At 58.1% G+C, this 18,178-nt stretch carries 16 protein-coding genes; 12 read left to right on the forward strand and 4 right to left on the reverse strand.

The genetic code is table 11. The features are described 5' to 3' along the window. Positions 1-228 precede the first annotated feature (228 nt). Complete coding sequence (gene setB / locus ABLU50_RS22280) at positions 229-1,410, forward strand: sugar efflux transporter SetB (protein ID WP_048325162.1); 1,182 nt, start codon at positions 229-231, stop codon at positions 1,408-1,410. A 34-nt stretch (positions 1,411-1,444) separates the two neighbouring features. Here setB and ABLU50_RS22285 read toward each other — a convergent pair whose 3' ends face one another. Beyond that, complete coding sequence (locus tag ABLU50_RS22285; protein WP_087832083.1) at positions 1,445-2,581, reverse strand: HlyD family secretion protein; 1,137 nt, start codon at positions 2,579-2,581, stop codon at positions 1,445-1,447. 1 nt (position 2,582) lies between these two features. Further along, a complete protein-coding gene (locus tag ABLU50_RS22290) occupies positions 2,583-2,927 on the reverse strand; it encodes a DUF3302 domain-containing protein (RefSeq protein WP_049093647.1) in 345 nt (114 codons plus the stop codon). Between the two features lie 213 nt (positions 2,928-3,140). Between ABLU50_RS22290 and ABLU50_RS22295 the strand changes: the two genes are divergently transcribed. Then, positions 3,141-4,073 carry a LysR family transcriptional regulator gene (locus ABLU50_RS22295; protein ID WP_017899320.1) on the forward strand — a complete coding sequence of 311 codons (933 nt, stop codon included), beginning with the start codon at positions 3,141-3,143 and terminating at the stop codon, positions 4,071-4,073. Positions 4,074-4,075: 2 nt separating this feature from the next. Here ABLU50_RS22295 and ABLU50_RS22300 read toward each other — a convergent pair whose 3' ends face one another. Then, positions 4,076-4,330: a YkgJ family cysteine cluster protein gene (locus ABLU50_RS22300; RefSeq protein WP_004201647.1), complete on the reverse strand. Its 255-nt coding sequence runs from the start codon at positions 4,328-4,330 to the stop codon at positions 4,076-4,078. 147 nt (positions 4,331-4,477) lie between these two features. Here ABLU50_RS22300 and yeiP point away from each other — a divergent pair, with 147 nt between their 5' ends. Continuing rightward, positions 4,478-5,050, forward strand: coding sequence for an elongation factor P-like protein YeiP (gene yeiP / locus ABLU50_RS22305; RefSeq protein WP_002912951.1), 573 nt, complete (start codon positions 4,478-4,480; stop codon positions 5,048-5,050). Between the two features lie 70 nt (positions 5,051-5,120). Here the strand turns inward: yeiP and uxuA are convergent, their stop codons facing one another. Further along, positions 5,121-6,311: a mannonate dehydratase gene (gene uxuA / locus ABLU50_RS22310; RefSeq protein WP_087832081.1), complete on the reverse strand. Its 1,191-nt coding sequence runs from the start codon at positions 6,309-6,311 to the stop codon at positions 5,121-5,123. 207 nt (positions 6,312-6,518) lie between these two features. Between uxuA and ABLU50_RS22315 the strand changes: the two genes are divergently transcribed. From ABLU50_RS22315 to yejF, 9 genes are all read left to right on the forward strand, one after another. Beyond that, a complete protein-coding gene (locus tag ABLU50_RS22315; protein ID WP_004201649.1) occupies positions 6,519-7,985 on the forward strand; it encodes a fructuronate reductase in 1,467 nt (488 codons plus the stop codon). Positions 7,986-8,105: 120 nt separating this feature from the next. Next, complete coding sequence (locus ABLU50_RS22320; RefSeq protein ID WP_004201650.1) at positions 8,106-9,083, forward strand: GTP-binding protein; 978 nt, start codon at positions 8,106-8,108, stop codon at positions 9,081-9,083. Between the two features lie 37 nt (positions 9,084-9,120). Continuing rightward, positions 9,121-9,834, forward strand: coding sequence for a phosphatase PAP2 family protein (locus tag ABLU50_RS22325; RefSeq protein WP_004201651.1), 714 nt, complete (start codon positions 9,121-9,123; stop codon positions 9,832-9,834). Between the two features lie 427 nt (positions 9,835-10,261). Beyond that, positions 10,262-10,831, forward strand: a complete 570-nt coding sequence (gene mepS / locus ABLU50_RS22330; RefSeq protein WP_004201653.1) for a bifunctional murein DD-endopeptidase/murein LD-carboxypeptidase — start codon at positions 10,262-10,264, stop codon at positions 10,829-10,831. A gap of 187 nt (positions 10,832-11,018) precedes the next feature. Beyond that, entirely contained in the window at positions 11,019-12,581 is a 1,563-nt protein-coding gene (locus ABLU50_RS22335) for a cyclic di-GMP phosphodiesterase (protein WP_057216287.1), read from the forward strand. A 68-nt stretch (positions 12,582-12,649) separates the two neighbouring features. Next, positions 12,650-14,455: an extracellular solute-binding protein gene (locus ABLU50_RS22340; RefSeq protein WP_065697561.1), complete on the forward strand. Its 1,806-nt coding sequence runs from the start codon at positions 12,650-12,652 to the stop codon at positions 14,453-14,455. A gap of 9 nt (positions 14,456-14,464) precedes the next feature. Continuing rightward, positions 14,465-15,559 (forward strand): microcin C ABC transporter permease YejB, encoded by a 1,095-nt coding sequence (locus tag ABLU50_RS22345; RefSeq protein ID WP_004201658.1) that lies wholly within the window; start codon positions 14,465-14,467, stop codon positions 15,557-15,559. Then, on the forward strand, positions 15,559-16,584 hold the full coding sequence (locus ABLU50_RS22350) for a microcin C ABC transporter permease (RefSeq protein WP_017899313.1): 1,026 nt from the start codon (positions 15,559-15,561) through the stop codon (positions 16,582-16,584). The genes ABLU50_RS22345 and ABLU50_RS22350 overlap by 1 nt, the downstream gene beginning before the upstream one ends. A 1-nt stretch (position 16,585) precedes the next feature. Beyond that, entirely contained in the window at positions 16,586-18,175 is a 1,590-nt protein-coding gene (yejF, locus tag ABLU50_RS22355; protein WP_087832080.1) for a microcin C ABC transporter ATP-binding protein YejF, read from the forward strand. Positions 18,176-18,178 lie beyond the last annotated feature (3 nt).

The following is an 18,178-nucleotide window of genomic DNA, read 5'->3' on the forward strand; positions in this document are numbered from 1 at the left end:
TACCTTTCTTGCTCAATGCGCAAGGTACGTCAGCGACTTGATTGCAGAACTTAGAGGTACTGCACACTTTTGCTGAAGCCCTGGCGCCTGGCTGGGGTAAGCGTCAGCTTTTTGCTGAACCTTGTATTTTGAAACGCCTTTTTAATTATTCGTGCCATACTACTGTTTATTTTCAGCCAGCAGGCGTAAACTCCGCGCCGTCTCCTGAAACTACAGAAAACCAAACACATGGAAAACCGAAGCGCCGCCCTTCCCCGACGCGGGTTCGATGTCACCTCTTCCGCCTTCCTTATCGTCGCCTTTCTGACGGGCATTGCCGGGGCGTTGCAGACGCCGACCCTGAGCCTGTTTCTGACCAATGAAGTACACGTCCGCCCGGCGATGGTGGGTTTCTTTTTTACCGGCAGCGCCGTCATAGGCATTCTGGTCAGCCAGTTCCTCGCCGGACGTTCTGACCGTCAGGGCGACCGCAAGCAGCTGATTGTAGTCTGCTGCCTGCTGGGAGTGCTGGCCTGCGTGCTGTTTGCCTGGAACCGGAACTACTTCATTTTGCTGTTCGTCGGCGTCTTCCTCAGCAGCTTTGGTTCGACCGCCAACCCACAGATGTTCGCCCTCGCGCGCGAGCATGCCGACAAAACCGGCCGCGAAGCGGTAATGTTCAGCTCCATTTTGCGCGCCCAGGTTTCCCTGGCATGGGTGATTGGTCCCCCGCTGGCCTATGCGCTGGCGATGGGGTTTGGCTTTACCGCGATGTACCTCAGCGCCGCGGCGGCGTTTATCGTCTGCGGGATAATGGTCTGGCTGTTCTTGCCCAGCATGCGCAAAGCGAAGGCGGTGGCGACCGGCCGGCTGGAAGCCCCGCGCACGCACCGCCGCGATGCGCTGTTGCTGTTCAGCATCTGCACGCTGATGTGGGGCACGAACAGCCTGTACATCATTAATATGCCGCTGTTTATCATTAACGAGCTGCATCTGCCGGAGAAGCTGGCCGGCCTGATGATGGGTACCGCCGCCGGGCTGGAAATCCCCACCATGCTGATTGCCGGTTACTATGCCCGGCGCTTCGGTAAACGCTTTCTGATGCGCCTCTCCGCGGTGGCTGGGGTGCTGTTTTATGTGGGCATGCTGACGGTGCATACGCCGGGGCTGCTGCTGGCGATGCAGGTGCTGAACGCCATCTATATTGGGATCCTCGCCGGGATTGGCATGCTTTATTTCCAGGATTTGATGCCCGGGCAGGCAGGCGCTGCCACCACCCTCTACACCAATACCACCCGCGTCGGTTGGATCATCGCCGGCTCACTGGCGGGCGTGGTGGCAGAGATCTGGAGCTATCATGCGGTGTTCTGGATTGCGCTGGTCATGGGGATCGCCACGCAGGCCTGCCTGTGGAGGATCAGGGACGTCTAGATAAGGTTGCCCGGCCGGAGCCGGGCAATGGGGATTAATGATCCAGATAGAGATAATGCAGCCAGCTGGTCATGCGCAGCAGCACTTTGCGCATAATCGACACATGGGCAAAATAATCGGTATACACCGCCGCCTGGGCGCTGACCCCGTCCGGTAAATGTTCCACTTCCGGATGGGGATCGAGGTCGATCAGCACGTAAATGCCCTCTTTCCCTGCCCCGGCGTTCAGTCCTTGCAGCGCGCCGCTGGCCTGGTAGCTGCCGTCCGGGACGGTCGGCAACACCCGCGATACCTTACCGCTGTAGACGCTGCCCGGCAGACCGTTAAACACCACCTCCGCGCTATCCCCGGCCGTCAGACGCAGGACCGAATTCTGGCGGAATACCGCCACCACCTGGCGCTTTTGCTGGGGAATAAACACCAGCACCGGCTTGAAGGGCAGACGCACCGCGGTCATCCCCGGCCGCGCCAGAAGCTGGGTGACGTAGCCGTCGCTCGGCGCGCGAATCACGGTTTGCGCCAGATTATACTCCGCTTCAAGGATCTGCGATTTCAGGCTGGCAATATTGGCATCCAGCCCGTGGTAGCGTCCGGATACCTGCTCTCGGGCGTTTTGTAATTGCGCTTTCGCCGCCTGCAGTACCGCCGACTGGATCTGCACCTGCTGCCTGGCATGAGTCACATCCTGTTCCGAAAAAGGATTCACCGGCATGGCCGCTCCCTGGGCATAGCGCTGGTAGTCGCGGGTGACCCGGTCGTACTCCGCCTGCGCCTGCTGTACTCTGGCGCTGGCATCGTCAATGGTTGCCTGCTTCGCCCGCAGCGTGGCCTCCTCGGCCGCCAGATCGGCTTTCAGCTTGTTCAGGCGTGCGCGGTAGCGGGTATCGTCGATGCGAAACAGCAGTTCGCCCTTCTTCATTAACACATTGGTTTTACTGGTCACCTCCACCACCTCGCCTGATACCTGCGGCACCATCGGAATGGAGACGACAATTTTTTGCGCTCGCATCGTATAGGGGTGGTTATAGTTCATCGTTAATATTAGCGCACCGACGATCACTATTCCGACTAATATAGCGGTGGGGATCGTCCATTTATTTACTGGAATGCGAAATATTTTAAACACGCCCCAGGCAATGGCGACATAGCAAAGGATAATTAACAGATCCATATTATTTCTCGCTATTCTCCACCGACGCCTGCTGGCTGTTTTTTAATGCCGCTTCAAGTAACGCAATGCGTTTCTCCAGTTCCGCTCGCTGCTGATGTCCTCCGGTCTGTGAGGCCATCCCCCAGCCACGATCAGGCCGGTACAACGTGGCCCAGATCCACAGAAAAGGCCAGATAGCATGCAGGGTAAACAGGCTTATCCAGCCTGCTACATGAATCGCGTCCTGATGGGGATGCTGGCGTTTTTGCGCGATGTGATAGGGAATATCGTGGATAATAATAACTCCATAAAACAATATGAGAAATACCAGTATTAATACAAACAAAGCAAAATAATTAAGCAGCATGGTGCATATACACTCAGTAAGCCAGCGGGAAGATCGTTATTTTTAATCACGTCGAGAACCACAAAAGAAGCAATAAAACGCACAGATTTCCTTAAATAAACGACTGTTCAACGCAAAGGCCATCATACGTTCAGCGGATCAATAAATCACATGGCAATTCAGCCAAACTGGTATATCATTTTTGATATACTATTAATATCAGGCAGCGATAAGATGTTGAAAGACTTTAAAATGGACGAGCTGAGGATCCTCTGCGCCATCGCCGAAACCGCCAGCGTAAGCCGGGCAGCCCAGCGCCTGAATATGCCCCAGTCTAACGTCTCACGGACGCTGACCAGCGTGGAGCGGAAAGTCGGTCTGGCTATTTTTCTGCGCACCGCCAGGGAACTGGTGCGTACCGAGTTCGGCGAGCAGTTTATTCACGCCAGCAGCGCCGTTCTTGCGCAGCATGAGCAGCTTATCAACCTCGCCGACCGTTATAAGAACACACTGCAGGGCGTTGTCACCCTTGGCGCGCCCATCGGCATCCACCAGTTTCTCGGGCGCTATATTCTGCCAGCGCTAAGAAAAACGCTGCCGGAGCTGCAGATCAATCTGGTCACCCGCAACGCCAGCGAGCGGGAACAGAAATACGGCGCCATTTTCAATAGCGACTGCGATCTGCTGATAAGCCCCTTTAAGCCACAGAATGAAAACCTCATCGCCCGCCCGTTTACCCGCTTTCGTACCGGCGTCTTCGCCTCCCCGGATTACCTCGCGCAACACCCTATCGCCGAACCGGAGGCGCTGGTGGATCATGAGTGCATCACCCTGCGTATGCTGGGCGGCAGCGACAATATCTGGACCTTCAAAAGCAAAAACGGCAAACCGCTTAATCTCACGGTAAAGGGGGGATTCGTGTGCGATAACACGCTGCCGGCGGTGGAGCTGGCGAAGCTGGGGATGGGGATCGTTTATGCGCCCTACTATTCACTCGCCACCGAGCTGGCGGCAGGACAGTTGGTTCCCTGTCTGAAAAAGGAGCGCTGTATCGATCTGCAGGCCTGGCTTATCTACCAGCGACGGGACATTCTTCCGCTGCGCGTCCAGGCGCTGCTGGACGGCCTCAGCGTCCATATCAAAAACCTGTCTCATTTGCTGCTTTAAGCTCAGGGCGCGGTGGCCAGCTCAAGCGCCAGCAGCCAGGTAATGGCTTCATCACGATGAGTCAAGCACATCTCCGGCGAGGGCTGCAGGCTGGCGCACACCTTCGGGCGCAGTGGGGAACCGAAAATGAGGCACAGATTGTGCTCGGAGAGCTGAATACAGCGAGTGTTGGCCGGCTTGCCCTGCGGCATACCGGGGATCGGCGATGATATAGAGGGGGCGATGCAACATGCGCCACAATCAGTACGACATTCCACAACCCAGCTCCCGAACGCTCATTTTGCGCCACAGCCTAAACGTTTTGCCAGAAGATAGCAAAACTCGCGAATTCCACTTGCCTGAATGCCCGGGCGCGAGTAGTTTTACGCGATATTTTTGACTCGTTAAGTGACAGGATTACTGCAATGCCAAGAGCGAATGAAATTAAAAAAGGTATGGTGCTGAATTACAACGGCAAGCTGCTGATTGTGAAAAATATCGATATTCAGTCACCCAGCGCCCGCGGTGCTGCGACACTGTATAAAATGCGCTTCTCCGATGTGCGTACCGGCCTGAAAGTAGAAGAGCGCTTCAAAGGCGACGATATCGTCGATACCGTGACCCTGACCCGCCGTTTCGTTGACTTCTCTTATGTCGATGGCAACGAATACGTGTTCATGGATAAAGAAGACTACACCCCTTACACCTTCACAAAAGAGCAGATCGAAGAAGAGCTGCAGTTTATTCCGGAAGGCGGCATGCCGGATATGCAGGTGCTGACCTGGGATGGGCAGCTGCTGGCGCTTGAGCTGCCGCAGACCGTGGACCTGGAAATTATCGAAACCGCGCCGGGGATTAAAGGGGCATCCGCCAGCTCCCGCACCAAGCCCGCCACCATGAGCACTGGCCTGGTGATTCAGGTGCCGGAATACCTGACCACCGGTGAGAAAATCCGCATTCATATCGAAGAGTGCCGCTATATGGGCCGCGCGGATTAATCTTCCGTGACGAGTTGACATAAAAAAGGACAGCCGCTGGCTGTCCTTTTTATTATCCCCATTGCCGCGATTACAGCAGTTCAGGGTATTTGGTCATCTTCAGCGCCAGCTCCACGCCGCGTACTTCCGCCATCCCCTTGAGACGGCCAATCGCCGAATAGCCTGGGTTGGTTTTCTTGCGCAGATCATCGAGCATCTGATGACCATGATCCGGACGGAAGGGGATCGGGCGCAGATCGCCGGCCTGCTTACGCCGCTGCTCTTCACGCAGAATCGCATCCACCACCGCCACCATATTAACGTCGCCGCTAAGGTGCGCCGCCTCGTGGAAGGTTTTCGGGTTCGCTTCACGGCAGGTGGAGCGCAGATGGGTAAAGTGGATACGATCGCCAAAGGTCTCCACCATCTTTACCAGATCGTTATCGGCGCGGACGCCATAGGATCCGGTGCACATGGTAAAGCCATTATTAATGCTGTCCACTGTCTCTTTCAGCCACTGCATATCTTCAATGGTCGAGACGATACGCGGCAGGCCAAGGATCGGCCGCGGCGGATCGTCCGGATGCACAGCCAGACGGATCCCCACCTCTTCGCACACCGGCACGATGGCCCGCAGGAAATAGGCCATATTTTCGCGCAGCTGCGCTTTATCGATGTGGTCATATTCCGCCAGACGCGCGCGGAACTGGTCGAGGGTGTAACCCTCTTCCGCCCCCGGCAGGCCGGCGATGATATTGCGGGTCAGTTTCTCAATGTCCGCTTCGCTCATCGCCTTGTAATACGCCTCGGCCTGGCGCTGCTCTTCTTCGCTGTAATCCGCTTCCGCCCCCGGGCGTTTGAGGATATGCAGTTCAAAGGCGGCGAAGGCGATCTGATCGAAACGCAGCGCCCGGGAGCCGTCCGGCAGCTCATATTCCAGATCGGTGCGCGTCCAGTCGAGGATCGGCATAAAGTTGTAGCATACGGTATCGATGCCGCAGGCCGCGAGGTTGCGGATGCTCTGCTGATAGTTGGCAATCCAGGTCGTATACTGCCCGCTGTGGGTTTTAATATCCTCATGCACCGGAATGCTTTCGACCACCGACCAGGTCAGCCCTTTCGCCGCTAACTGCGCCTGACGCTCTTTAATCTCGTCGACCGGCCAGACCTGGCCGTTTGCAATATGGTGCAGCGCAGTGACGACCCCGGTCGCTCCTGCCTGCCGTACATCATCAAGCGATACCGGATCGTTCGGCCCATACCACCGCCAGGTTTGCTCCATCGCTATGCCCTCACAAAAGTTGTTATACCAATAATGGCGACACTCATGACGACTACCATACATGTTTCTCAGCAGGCTGCAAACAGTGCCGGCGCATTGATTGATCCAGCTCACAGTCAGCGGATAATTTCGGCTTACCAATTTAATTTCCTGTCATATAACTTTAGACTGGCAATGTTAATAAGCAGTTAAACAGGTGTGTGAAGAATGACAACAATTGCAACCGCTACGCTACCGGAAAACGTGCAACGTCCTCAGTACGATCGCAGCCAGCTCCGCTCGCGTATTGTCCATTTCGGCTTTGGCGCGTTTCATCGCGCGCACCAGGCGCTGCTGACCGATCGCGTGCTGAATAACATCGGCGGCGACTGGGGGATCTGCGAAATCAGTCTGTTCAGCGGCGATACGCTGATGAGCCAGCTTCGCGAACAGGACCACCTGTTTACCGTACTGGAAAAAGGCGCCGACGGTAATCAGCCCATTATTATCGGCGCAGTGCACGAATGCCTGAACGCCAGGCTCGATTCGCTGGCGGCGATTATCGAGAAATTTTGCGAGCCGCAGGTGGCGATTGTCTCGCTGACCATCACGGAAAAAGGCTATTGCATCGATCCGGCGACCGGCAAGCTGGATCCGACGCATCCGCGCATCGTTCACGATCTGGAAAATCCGACGCTCCCGCAGTCGGCTCCCGGTATTTTAGTTGAAGCGCTGGCCCGCCGCCGGGAACGCGGCCTGCCGCCCTTTACCGTGCTCTCCTGCGATAACATTCCCGATAACGGCCACGTGGTGAAAAATGCCGTCCTCGGCATGGCGGAAAAACGCAGTCCGGCGCTGGCGAGCTGGATCGCCGACAACGTTAGCTTCCCGGGCACCATGGTGGATCGCATTGTTCCCGCCGCCACCGCCGAATCGCTGGCGGAAATCGCCGCCGTGCTGGGGGTGGAAGATCCCTGCGCCATCAGCTGCGAACCCTTCATTCAGTGGGTAGTCGAAGACCACTTTGTCGCCGGGCGCCCCGCCTGGGAGACGGCAGGCGTGCAGATGACCGACGACGTGCTGCCCTGGGAGCAGATGAAGCTGCGGATGCTCAACGGCAGCCACTCTTTCCTCGCCTGGCTTGGCTATCTGGCAGGTCATGCGCACGTCAGCGACTGCATGCAGGATGAGGTCTTCCGCCGCGCCGCCCGCCAGCTGATGCTCGACGAACAGGCCCCGACGCTGACCATTACCGGCGTCGACCTGGCGGCCTATGCCGACAGCCTGATCGCGCGCTTCAGCAACCCGGCGCTCAAACACCGTACCTGGCAAATCGCCATGGACGGCAGCCAGAAGCTACCCCAGCGCATGCTCGACGGTATTCGCGTGCATCTTGAGCGCGGCAGCCGCTGGCCGCTGCTGGCCCTCGGCGTGGCCGGCTGGATGCGCTACGTCAGCGGCACGGATGATGCCGGTCAGACCATCGACGTGCGCGATCCGCTGGTAGACAAGATCCAGCAGCGGGTGGCGCAGAGCGATGAGCAGCAGCGTGTTGACGCCCTGCTGGGTCTGGAGGAAATATTTGGCCGCGACCTGCCGCGCAACGCTCTGTTTGTCGCCGGGATCCGCGCCGCCTGGCAGCAGCTGGCGATGCACGGCGCCCGCGAGGCAGTTGCCCGCGCGCTCGATTCTTAACAATATTTGCGCTTATGCGGACAGAATTCCCTTCTGTCCGCCTCAGGACTTCTCTTTTCCCTCTTTTTTCGTCAGGATAGGCATAACTGTTACAACATTACATTTATCCTGGAGAAAAGAGTGACCAGAACCAATTTGATCACCGGCTTTCTCGGCAGCGGTAAGACGACCTCGATTCTTCATCTGCTGGCGCAGAAGCCTGCGGATGAAAAATGGGCCGTACTGGTTAACGAGTTTGGCGAAGTCGGGATAGACGGCGCGCTGCTGGCCGACAGCGGCGCCCTGCTCAAAGAGATCCCCGGCGGCTGCATGTGCTGTGTCAATGGCCTGCCGATGCAGGTCGGGCTGAACACCCTGCTGCGCCAGGGGAAACCCGATCGTCTGTTGATCGAACCTACCGGACTTGGCCATCCAAAGCAGATCCTCGATATTCTCACCGCGGCGGTGTATGAACCCTGGATCGATCTGCGCGCGACCCTGTGCATCCTCGATCCGCGTCAGTTACTGGACGAGAAAGCGGTCAACAACGACAACTTTCGCGACCAGCTGGCGGCGGCGGATATCATCGTGGCCAATAAAAGCGATCGGGAAACGCCCGAAAGCGCTCAGGCGTTTGCCGACTGGTGGCAACGCTGGGGTGGCGAGCGCCGCCAGGTGTCGGCGATCCAGGGGAATATCGACCTCGCCCTGCTTGATGAACCCCGGCGCAACACCGCCCCACTGCCGGCGAGCGCGGAGCACGCCCATCGCCATCCTCCAACAGCCGGTCTCGCCGCCCTTAGCCTGGCGGAACACCAGCGCTGGCGCCGCCACCTTAACAGCGGCCAGGGCTATCAGGCCTGCGGTTGGATCTTCGACGCGGAAACGGTCTTTGACACCATCGCCCTGCTGGAGTGGGCCCGGCTGGCGCCGGTGGCGCGCGTCAAAGGTGTGCTGCGCATTGCCGAAGGGGCGGTGCGGATCAACCGCCAGGGTGAGGATCTGCATATCGAGACCCTCAGCGTCGCCCCGCCCGATAGCCGCATCGAGCTTATTTCCGCTAATGAAGCCGACTGGAATGCGCTCCAGACCTCATTGTTGAGGCTTCGTTTAAGTTAAGGCGGCTAAGGTTGCCGCCGACTGTCACAAAATCGCAATGGCTATGATGAAAAACCGAATTCCTTTAATCTTGCTGCTAAACATCGCGGGTGTGGCGCTATTTTGCTCCTGGTATCTGCCAGCCAACCACGGCGCGTGGGCGCCTGTTGACTCCGCGATCTTCCATTTCTTTAACCATGGCGTCAGCGTCAGCCGCGCTTACGCCTGGCTGCTGGCGATCATCAACAATCGCGCCTTCGACGCCTGCTCGCTGCTGGCGATGGGGTGCCTGATGCTTAGCTACTGGCTCAAGGCGCCGGCGGCAGGCCGTCGTCAGATCGCCATTATGGGCCTGGTGATGCTGCTGGCGGCGGTGATCATCAACCAGCTGGCGCAGCACCTGATGCCGGTTCAGCGCGCCAGCCCGTCGTTGTTTTTCAGCGATGTGACCCGCGTCAGCGACGTCGTTAACTTCCCCACTAAGGATGCTTCCAAGGACAGCTTCCCCGGCGATCATGGGATGATGCTGCTGATCTTCGCGAGCTTTATGTGGCGCTATTTTGGTCGCCGCGCGCTGGCCGTGGCGCTGGTGATATTTGTGGTCTTTGCTTTCCCGCGGGTGATGATTGGCGCCCACTGGTTCAGCGATATTGCCGTCGGCTCGCTGACCGCCGTGCTGATTGGCGCGCCCTGGGTATTGATGACTCCCCTGAGCGATAAACTGATCGCCTTTTTCGATCGCTACTTACCCGGTGGAATATCAGCCAAATAATGTCTCCGGCAGTCGCCAGACTCATTATCTATAAGGGGACCTTTTGGGTCCCTTTTTTTCAATTGTCCTTTTTTTCTACATCACGTTCATCTTCTTGTCACATTAATCCCGTGACAAATGAAGGAATTGTCTGTTTTTTGCCCGATATTGTCGCTATTTTGGCCTTTCCCGATGATTCACTTTTTGTCACCAAAATACTTATAAGAAATCGCGCAAAACCGCTCGCCATGCGGCGTTTGATAGGGTAATCTCGTTCTCGTTTTGCCTTTTCCGCAACATTAATTCAAGGCATGAATAAAATTGTGCGTGACTGCACAAATTTAAGCTTAAGGAATTGTCTCATTGCGGATGGGTATTTAGGCTCTAACACGTTTGGCATTTTTTATAACGACATTGTCGTTAAGGACAACAAGGGAAAATAAACAGCATGGTCAAATCTCAGCCGATTTTGAGATACATCTTGCGGGTAGCCCCCGCGATTGCAGTAGCGGTTCTGCTTTCCGCGTGTAGTTCAACAAGTACCGCCAGGAATATGCATTCTGAGACGCATGCTGTGGGTAGTGGCGATTTATCATCACTGCAAGCCTCTCAGGATGAATTTGAAACGATGGTCCGTAACCTGGACGTGAAGTCCCGTTTAATGGATCAGTATGCCAGCTGGAAAGGCGTGCGTTACCGCCTCGGCGGCAGCACCCGCAAAGGTATCGACTGCTCGGCGTTCGTGCAGCGCACCTTCCGCGAACAATTTGGTCTGGAACTGCCGCGTTCAACTTCTGAACAGCAGGAAACCGGAAAATCGATTTCCCGTACCCAGCTGCGTACCGGCGATCTGGTTCTGTTCCGTGCCGGTTCTACCGGCCGCCATGTCGGGATCTACCTCGGCAACAACCAGTTTGTTCACGCCTCTACCAGCAGCGGGGTGACTATCTCCAGCATGGATGAGCCATACTGGAAAAAGCGCTACAACGAAGCGCGTCGAGTCCTGAGCCGCTCGTAAACTGTCCTCTACCGCCGCCGGTTATCCCTTGGCTGGAAGCGGGATAAAAAACACTGCCCCGGCAGTGTTTTTTTTTGCCACCTGATTCTGAACGACGCAAAATAAGCTATGTCTTTTAAGTGGGAATGAGAAAAACGACGACTGACAACCCGTTGCTGCGCATCAATAACACGGAAAGACTATAGCTATGCTGACTCGCTACTTTTCGCCCCAGCGTAAAACCTGGCTAACCAGCCTGTGCGTGGGAATTATCGTCGCGCTACTGGCCGGCAGCATTCAGTTTATGGTGATTTACCATAACCGGGCGGAGCGTTTCGACGCCATTATCAACAACGTTAATACCTATCTGAAGAGCTACTTTCACGACCTGCGGCAAACCATCGACGGCCTGCAGCCGCTGGTGGACCAGCCCTGCGAGAATATTGACTCCGGGCTCACCTCCCATGCCGCTTTCAGCCCTAACGTCCGCGCCTTTCTGCTGGTCAAAAACGGCGTGGCCTTTTGCTCCTCGGCAACCGGCGCCATGGATACCCCCCTCACCCAGCTGATCCCGGCCATTGATATCCGTAAACCCCTTGATATGGCCATTTTGCCGGGCACGCCGATGATGCCGAAGAGCGCGGCGCTGGCGTTGTGGGTAGGAAAACCTGGTGATAAAAACAGCGGCATTTTCGTGTCGATTAACGCCAATCTCACACCGTATATCCTCTATTCTGCACGGCAGAATGATTTCAGCGGCATTGCGCTGGCCATCGATCACACCGCCATCTCCACCTTCAGTAACCGGCTGGTGGATCCGCAAACGCTGCATAACGCGCCGATCCGCCAGACACAGATCGAGGGTTTACCGCTGAAGGTCTACCTGTATGCCAACAGCTGGCTGGCGGAAAATACGCAGTTTGCTCTGCTGCTCGGAGTGGTGTGCGGCCTGCTGGCGGGGCTACTCTGCTATTACGTGCTGACGATCAAATCGGATCCGCGAAAATCCATTCTCCTGGGGATCAAAAACAACCAGTTCTACGTCGTCTATCAGCCGGTGGTGAATGCCCAGACTCTGCATATCAGCGGTGTCGAGGTCCTGATGCGCTGGCGCCATCCGGTGGTGGGCGAAATCCCGCCCGACGTTTTTATTAACCTGGCCGAAACCCAGCAGATGATCGTGCCGCTAACCCATCATCTGCTGGCGCTGATCGCCCGCGATGCTGCGGTGTTGAAGCGTATTCTGCCGCGCGGCGTCAAGCTGGGGCTGAATATATCTCCTGCCCATCTGCAGGCCGACAGCTTCCGCGACGATATGCTGCGCTTCGCCGCCGCGCTGCCCGCCGGCCATTTTCACGTGGTGCTGGAGGTGACCGAGCGGGCGATGATTGATAAAGAAAAATCGATGGCTAACTTCGCCTGGCTCCACCGCCAGGGATTCGAAATCGCGATTGATGATTTTGGCACCGGGCATAGCGCGCTGATCTACCTTGAGCGCTATAACTTCGACTATCTGAAGATCGATCGCGGTTTTGTGCAGGCGATCGGCACCGAAACTGTTACCTCGCCAGTGCTGGATGCGGTACTGACCCTCAGCCGCCGGCTGAAATTAATGACCGTCGCCGAAGGGGTGGAGACCCAGGAGCAGGCGGAGTGGCTCCGCGCTCAGGGGGTTCATTTCCTGCAGGGGTACTGGATCAGCCGGCCGCTGTCGCTGGCGGCGCTGGTGGCCGCGCACGATGAACCCGCGAACTATTTCACAACGCGTTAAGTCTCACTTATGATGCGGGAACAGAAGTCGGCCATGGGGGCCGGCTATGACGGGGTATTCTGCCGCCTATGTATGCGCGACTTTTTCTGCTTCTGCTTGCTCTGTTTAGCCTGAGCGCTAACGCGCAATCCATTCAGGAAAGCGTCGCCTTCGCGATTATCGGCGAGCCCAAATACGCCGCCGGTTTCAGCCATTTTGATTATGTCAATCCGCAGGCGCCGAAAGGTGGCACGCTCACCCTGGCGGCAATCGGCACCTTCGACAACTTCAACCGCTACGCGCTGCGCGGCAATCCCGCGGTACGAACTGAGGCGCTCTACGATCCCCTGTTCACCACTTCGGATGATGAGCCCGGGAGCTATTATCCGCTGATTGCCGAGCGGGCGCGCTACGCCGGGGACTATTCATGGATGGAGATCGCTCTCAACCCCCGCGCCCGTTTTCACGACGGCACGCCAATCACCGCCCAGGATGTCGCTTTTACCTTCAAGAAGTTTATGACCGAAGGGGTTCCGCAGTTCCGCCTCTTTTATAAAGGCACCACCGTGAAGGCCATCGCGCCGTTGACTGTGCGTATCGACCTCGGCCAGCCCGGTAAAGAGAATATGCTGAGCCTGCTGAGCCTACCGGTGATGCCCGAGGCGTTCTGGCGCCATCACAAACTTAGCGACCCGCTGTCAAAGCCACCGCTGGCCAGCGGACCCTATCGCATCAGCGCCTGGCGGATGGGACAGTATATTACCTATTCCCGGGTCGCCGACTACTGGGCGGCCGACCTGCCGGTCAACCGCGGTCGCTGGAACTTCGATACGCTGCGCTATGACTATTATCTTGACGACAACGTCGCTTTTGAAGCCTTTAAAGCCGGGGCCGTTGACCGCCGGGAAGAGACGGTCGCCAAAAACTGGGCTACCCGCTACGTTGGCCGCAACTTCAGCCGCGGCTATATCATCAAAGAGGAGTATGCCAACACCTCGGCGCAGGACACCCAGTGGCTGGCGTTCAATATCCAGCGCCCGGTATTCGCCGATCGCCGGGTGCGGGAGGCCATTACCCTGGCGTTTGATTTTGAATGGATGAACAAAGCGCTGTTCTACAGCGCCTATCAGCGCGCCAATAGCTATTTCCAGAACACCGAATATGCCGCCCGCAGCCTGCCCGACGCGGCCGAACTGGCCCTGCTGACGCCGATGAAAAACGAACTACCCCCCGAGCTCTTCAGCCAGGTTTACCAGCCGCCGGTCTCCCGCGGCGATGGCTTTGACCGCGCCAACTTACTCAAAGCCGACGCCCTGCTCAACGCGGCAGGCTGGACGGTGAAGAACCAGCGCCGGGTTAACGCCGCCACCGGTAAGCCGCTGCGCTTTGAGCTGCTGATGCCGGCCGGAAGCAATGACCGCTGGGTGCTGCCGTTCCAGCACAACCTGCAGCGCCTGGGGATCGTCATGGATATTCGTCAGGTGGATAACTCGCAGTACAGCAACCGCCGCCGCAGCCGCGATTACGACATGATGCCAAGCCTGTGGCGTGCCATGCCCTGGCCGGGGACCGACCTGCAAATCTCCTGGGCGTCAGACTATATTCACTCCAGCTACAACGCGCCGGGGGTGCAGAGTCCGGTGGTAGATAAACTGATTGCGCAGATCCTGCAGTGGCAGGGTAATAAGCAGAAGCTGCTCCCGCTCGGCCGGGCGCTGGACCGCGTCCTCACCTGGAACCACTATATGTTGCCGATGTGGTATATGGCGCAGGACCGCACCGCGTGGTGGAATAAATTCTCGTTCCCGAAAACCCGCCCCATTTATTCGTCCGGCCTTGATACCTGGTGGTATGACGCGAACAAAGCGGCCACCCTCCCCGCGGACAGACGCTAAGGACATACCATGGGCAGTTACCTGATCCGCCGTTTGCTGTTAGTGATCCCCACCTTGTGGGCCATCATCACCATTAACTTTTTTATTGTGCAGATCGCCCCCGGCGGCCCGGTCGACCAGGCCATCGCCGCCATCGAATTTGGTCAGCACGGCGGAATGCCAGGCGCCGGCGACGGCGGGATGGGCGCCAGCCATGCCCGCACCGGCGCCGGCAATATCAGCGAGGGGCACTATCGCGGCGGGCGCGGCCTCGATCCGGAAGTCATCGCCGAGATCACCCACCGCTACGGCTTCGACAAACCGCTGCACGAGCGCTACCTGAAGATGCTGGGCGATTATCTGCGCTTTGATTTTGGCGACAGCCTGTTTCGCAGCGCCTCCGTGCTGCAGCTGATTAAAGACAGCCTGCCGGTCTCGGTGAGCCTCGGGCTGTGGAGCACGCTGATCATCTATCTGGTCTCCATTCCGCTGGGCATCCGCAAAGCCGTCAGCAACGGCAGCCGCTTTGACATCTGGAGCAGTACGCTGATTATCATTGGCTATGCTATCCCCGCCTTTCTGTTCGCCATCCTGCTGATCGTGATTTTCGCCGGCGGCAGCTATTTCGACCTCTTCCCGCTGCGCGGTCTGGTCTCGCCAAACTTCGACACCCTGCCGTGGTATGAAAAGATCCTCGACTATCTGTGGCACATCACCCTGCCGGTGCTGGCGACGGTGATCGGCGGCTTCGCCGCCCTGACCATGCTGACCAAAAACAGCTTCCTCGACGAGATCCGCAAACAGTATGTGGTTACCGCCCGCGCCAAAGGGGTCGGGGAGAAACAGATCCTCTGGGGACACGTGTTCCGCAACGCCATGCTGCTGGTGATCGCTGGTTTCCCGGCCACCTTTATCAGTATGTTCTTTACCGGCTCGCTGCTGATCGAAGTGATGTTCTCGTTGAATGGTCTGGGGCTGCTGGGCTATGAAGCGACGGTCTCCCGCGACTATCCGGTGATGTTCGGGACGCTCTATATTTTCACCCTGATCGGCCTGCTGCTTAATATCGTCAGCGATATCAGCTATACGCTGGTCGACCCGCGTATTGATTTTGAGGGCCGCTAATGTCGTTCTTCAGTCCCGTTAATCAGGCCCGCTGGGCGCGCTTTCGCCACAACCGTCGCGGTTACTGGTCGCTGTGGCTGTTTTTAATTCTCTTCCTCTGCAGCCTGGGGGCTGAGCTGCTGGCCAACGATCGGCCGCTGCTGGTGCAGTACCGGGGCCAGCTGTACGTCCCGGTATTAAAAAACTACACCGAGCAGACCTTCGGCGGCGCATTCGCCACCGCCGCTGACTATCAGGATCCGTGGCTGCAGCACCAGCTGGCCAGCCACGGCTGGGCGCTTTGGCCGCCGGTGCGCTTCGGCGCGACGACGATCAATTTTGCCAGCACGGTTCCTTTTCCCTCGCCGCCCTCAGCCAGCAACTGGCTCGGCACCGACGCCAACGGCGGCGATGTGCTGGCGCGGATCCTCTATGGGACGCGCATCTCGGTACTCTTTGGCCTGCTGCTGACGCTGTTCTCCAGCGTGCTGGGGGTGCTGGCCGGGGCGATCCAGGGTTATTACGGCGGTAAAATCGACCTCTGGGGGCAGCGTTTTATCGAAGTCTGGTCCGGCATGCCGACGCTGTTTCTGATCATTCTGCTCTCCAGCGTCGTGCAGCCGGGCTTCTGGTGGCTGTTGGCGATCACCGTCCTGTTTGGCTGGATGACACTGGTGGGCGTGGTGCGCGCTGAATTTCTCCGCACCCGCAACTACGACTACATCCGGGCGGCGCAGGCGTTAGGGGTCAGCGACCGGCAGATCATCCTGCGGCATATGCTGCCCAACGCGATGGTGGCGACCCTCACCTTCCTGCCTTTTATTCTTTGCAGCTCTATTACCACCCTGACGTCGCTGGATTTTCTCGGCTTCGGCCTGCCGCTTGGCTCGCCCTCACTCGGCGAGCTGCTCCTGCAGGGCAAAAACAACCTGCAGGCGCCCTGGCTGGGTATTGCCGCGTTTCTTTCCGTCGCCGTGCTGCTGACGCTGCTGATTTTCATCGGTGAAGCGGTTCGCGACGCCTTTGACCCCAGTAAGGCGGTGTAATATGACCCACCCGCTGTTAGCTATCGACAATCTCTCTATCGCCTTTCGCCAGCAGGGCGAGACGCAGACCGTCGTGCATAATCTGTCGCTCGAGGTGGCGGTCGGCGAAACGCTGGCCCTGGTGGGAGAATCCGGCTCCGGTAAGAGCGTCTCCGCCCTGTCGGTGCTGCGGCTGCTCCCTACCCCACCGGCCAGTTACCCCAGCGGCGATATCCGTTTTCATGGCCAGTCGCTGCTGCATGCGGATGAGGCGACCCTGCGCGGCGTGCGCGGCAACCGGATCGCGATGATCTTTCAGGAGCCGATGGTGTCGCTCAATCCCCTTCATACCCTGGAAAAACAGCTCTACGAGGTGCTGTCTTTACACCGGGGAATGCGCAAAGAGGCGGCGCGCGGCGAGATCCTCGACTGTCTGGAGCGCGTCGGGATCCGACAGGCGCCGCGGCGGCTGGCGGACTATCCGCACCAGCTCTCCGGCGGCGAGCGCCAGCGAGTGATGATCGCCATGGCGCTGCTGACGCGCCCTGAGCTGCTGATCGCCGACGAGCCGACCACCGCCCTCGATGTGTCAGTGCAGGCGCAAATTCTGCAGCTGCTGCGCGAGCTGAAGCGGGAGCTGAACATGGGGATGCTGTTTATCACCCATAACCTGAGCATCGTCCGCCAGCTGGCTGACCGGGTGGCGGTAATGCAGAACGGCCGCTGCGTGGAGCACAATCACTGTCGGGCGCTGTTCAGCGCGCCGGCTCATCCCTACACCCAACGCCTGCTGGATAGCGAACCGGACGGTGAGCCGGTGCCGTTGGCCGTCGATGCCCCGGTGCTGCTGCAGGTGGACGATTTAAACGTGGCATTTCCTGTTCGCAAAGGGATCCTGCGCCGGGTTGTCGATCACCATCGGGTGGTCAACAGCCTCAGTTTTCAGCTACGCGCCGGCGAGACGCTGGGGCTGGTGGGCGAATCGGGCTCGGGGAAAAGCACCACCGGTCTGGCGCTGCTGCGCCTGATCTCATCCGAGGGCAGGATAATCTTTGCCGGTCAGCCGATTCAGGGGCGTAACCGTCGACAGCTGCTGCCGCTGCGCCGACAAATGCAGGTGGTTTTTCAGGATCCGAACTCGTCGCTCAATCCGCGCCTGACGGCGCAGCAGATTATTGAAGAAGGATTGCGCGTCCACCAGCCGACGCTGACGGCAGTCGAACGCGAACAGGCGGTAATCCTTGCCATGCAGGAGGTCGGGCTCGATCCGGCCAGCCGCCAGCGCTACCCGGCGGCATTCTCCGGCGGCCAGCGCCAGCGTATCGCCATCGCCAGAGCGTTAATCGTCAAGCCGCAACTGATCGTCCTCGACGAGCCGACTTCTTCGCTGGATAAAACCGTTCAGGCGCAGATCCTGAATCTGTTGAAAGCATTACAGCTGAAGCATCAGCTGGCCTATATTTTTATCAGCCATGATTTAGGCGTGGTGCGCGCGCTGTGTCACCAGGTGATGGTGCTGCGGCAGGGAGTGGTGGTTGAACAGGGCGAGTGCCAGTCCGTCTTCAGCGCGCCCCGGCATGAGTATACCCGCCAGCTGCTGGCGCTAAGCTGACGG

The sequence above is a fragment of the Klebsiella sp. GG_Kp173 genome, assembly GCF_040062415.1.
Lineage (GTDB): Bacteria > Pseudomonadota > Gammaproteobacteria > Enterobacterales > Enterobacteriaceae > Klebsiella > Klebsiella quasipneumoniae.

Excerpts from the sequence above, each read along its gene's own strand:
- yejF (WP_087832080.1), top strand. The coding sequence starts at position 16,586 with ATGACCCACCCGCTGTTAGCTATCGACAATCTCTCTATCGCCTTTCGC.
- ABLU50_RS22350 (WP_017899313.1), top strand. The coding sequence starts at position 15,559 with ATGTCGTTCTTCAGTCCCGTTAATCAGGCCCGCTGGGCGCGCTTTCGC.
- ABLU50_RS22290 (WP_049093647.1), bottom strand. The coding sequence starts at position 2,927 with ATGCTGCTTAATTATTTTGCTTTGTTTGTATTAATACTGGTATTTCTC.
- ABLU50_RS22295 (WP_017899320.1), top strand. The coding sequence starts at position 3,141 with ATGTTGAAAGACTTTAAAATGGACGAGCTGAGGATCCTCTGCGCCATC.
- setB (WP_048325162.1), top strand. The coding sequence starts at position 229 with ATGGAAAACCGAAGCGCCGCCCTTCCCCGACGCGGGTTCGATGTCACC.
- ABLU50_RS22345 (WP_004201658.1), top strand. The coding sequence starts at position 14,465 with ATGGGCAGTTACCTGATCCGCCGTTTGCTGTTAGTGATCCCCACCTTG.
- mepS (WP_004201653.1), top strand. The coding sequence starts at position 10,262 with ATGGTCAAATCTCAGCCGATTTTGAGATACATCTTGCGGGTAGCCCCC.
- ABLU50_RS22325 (WP_004201651.1), top strand. The coding sequence starts at position 9,121 with ATGGCTATGATGAAAAACCGAATTCCTTTAATCTTGCTGCTAAACATC.
- yeiP (WP_002912951.1), top strand. The coding sequence starts at position 4,478 with ATGCCAAGAGCGAATGAAATTAAAAAAGGTATGGTGCTGAATTACAAC.
- uxuA (WP_087832081.1), bottom strand. The coding sequence starts at position 6,311 with ATGGAGCAAACCTGGCGGTGGTATGGGCCGAACGATCCGGTATCGCTT.
- ABLU50_RS22285 (WP_087832083.1), bottom strand. The coding sequence starts at position 2,581 with ATGGATCTGTTAATTATCCTTTGCTATGTCGCCATTGCCTGGGGCGTG.
- ABLU50_RS22340 (WP_065697561.1), top strand. The coding sequence starts at position 12,650 with ATGTATGCGCGACTTTTTCTGCTTCTGCTTGCTCTGTTTAGCCTGAGC.
- ABLU50_RS22335 (WP_057216287.1), top strand. The coding sequence starts at position 11,019 with ATGCTGACTCGCTACTTTTCGCCCCAGCGTAAAACCTGGCTAACCAGC.
- ABLU50_RS22315 (WP_004201649.1), top strand. The coding sequence starts at position 6,519 with ATGACAACAATTGCAACCGCTACGCTACCGGAAAACGTGCAACGTCCT.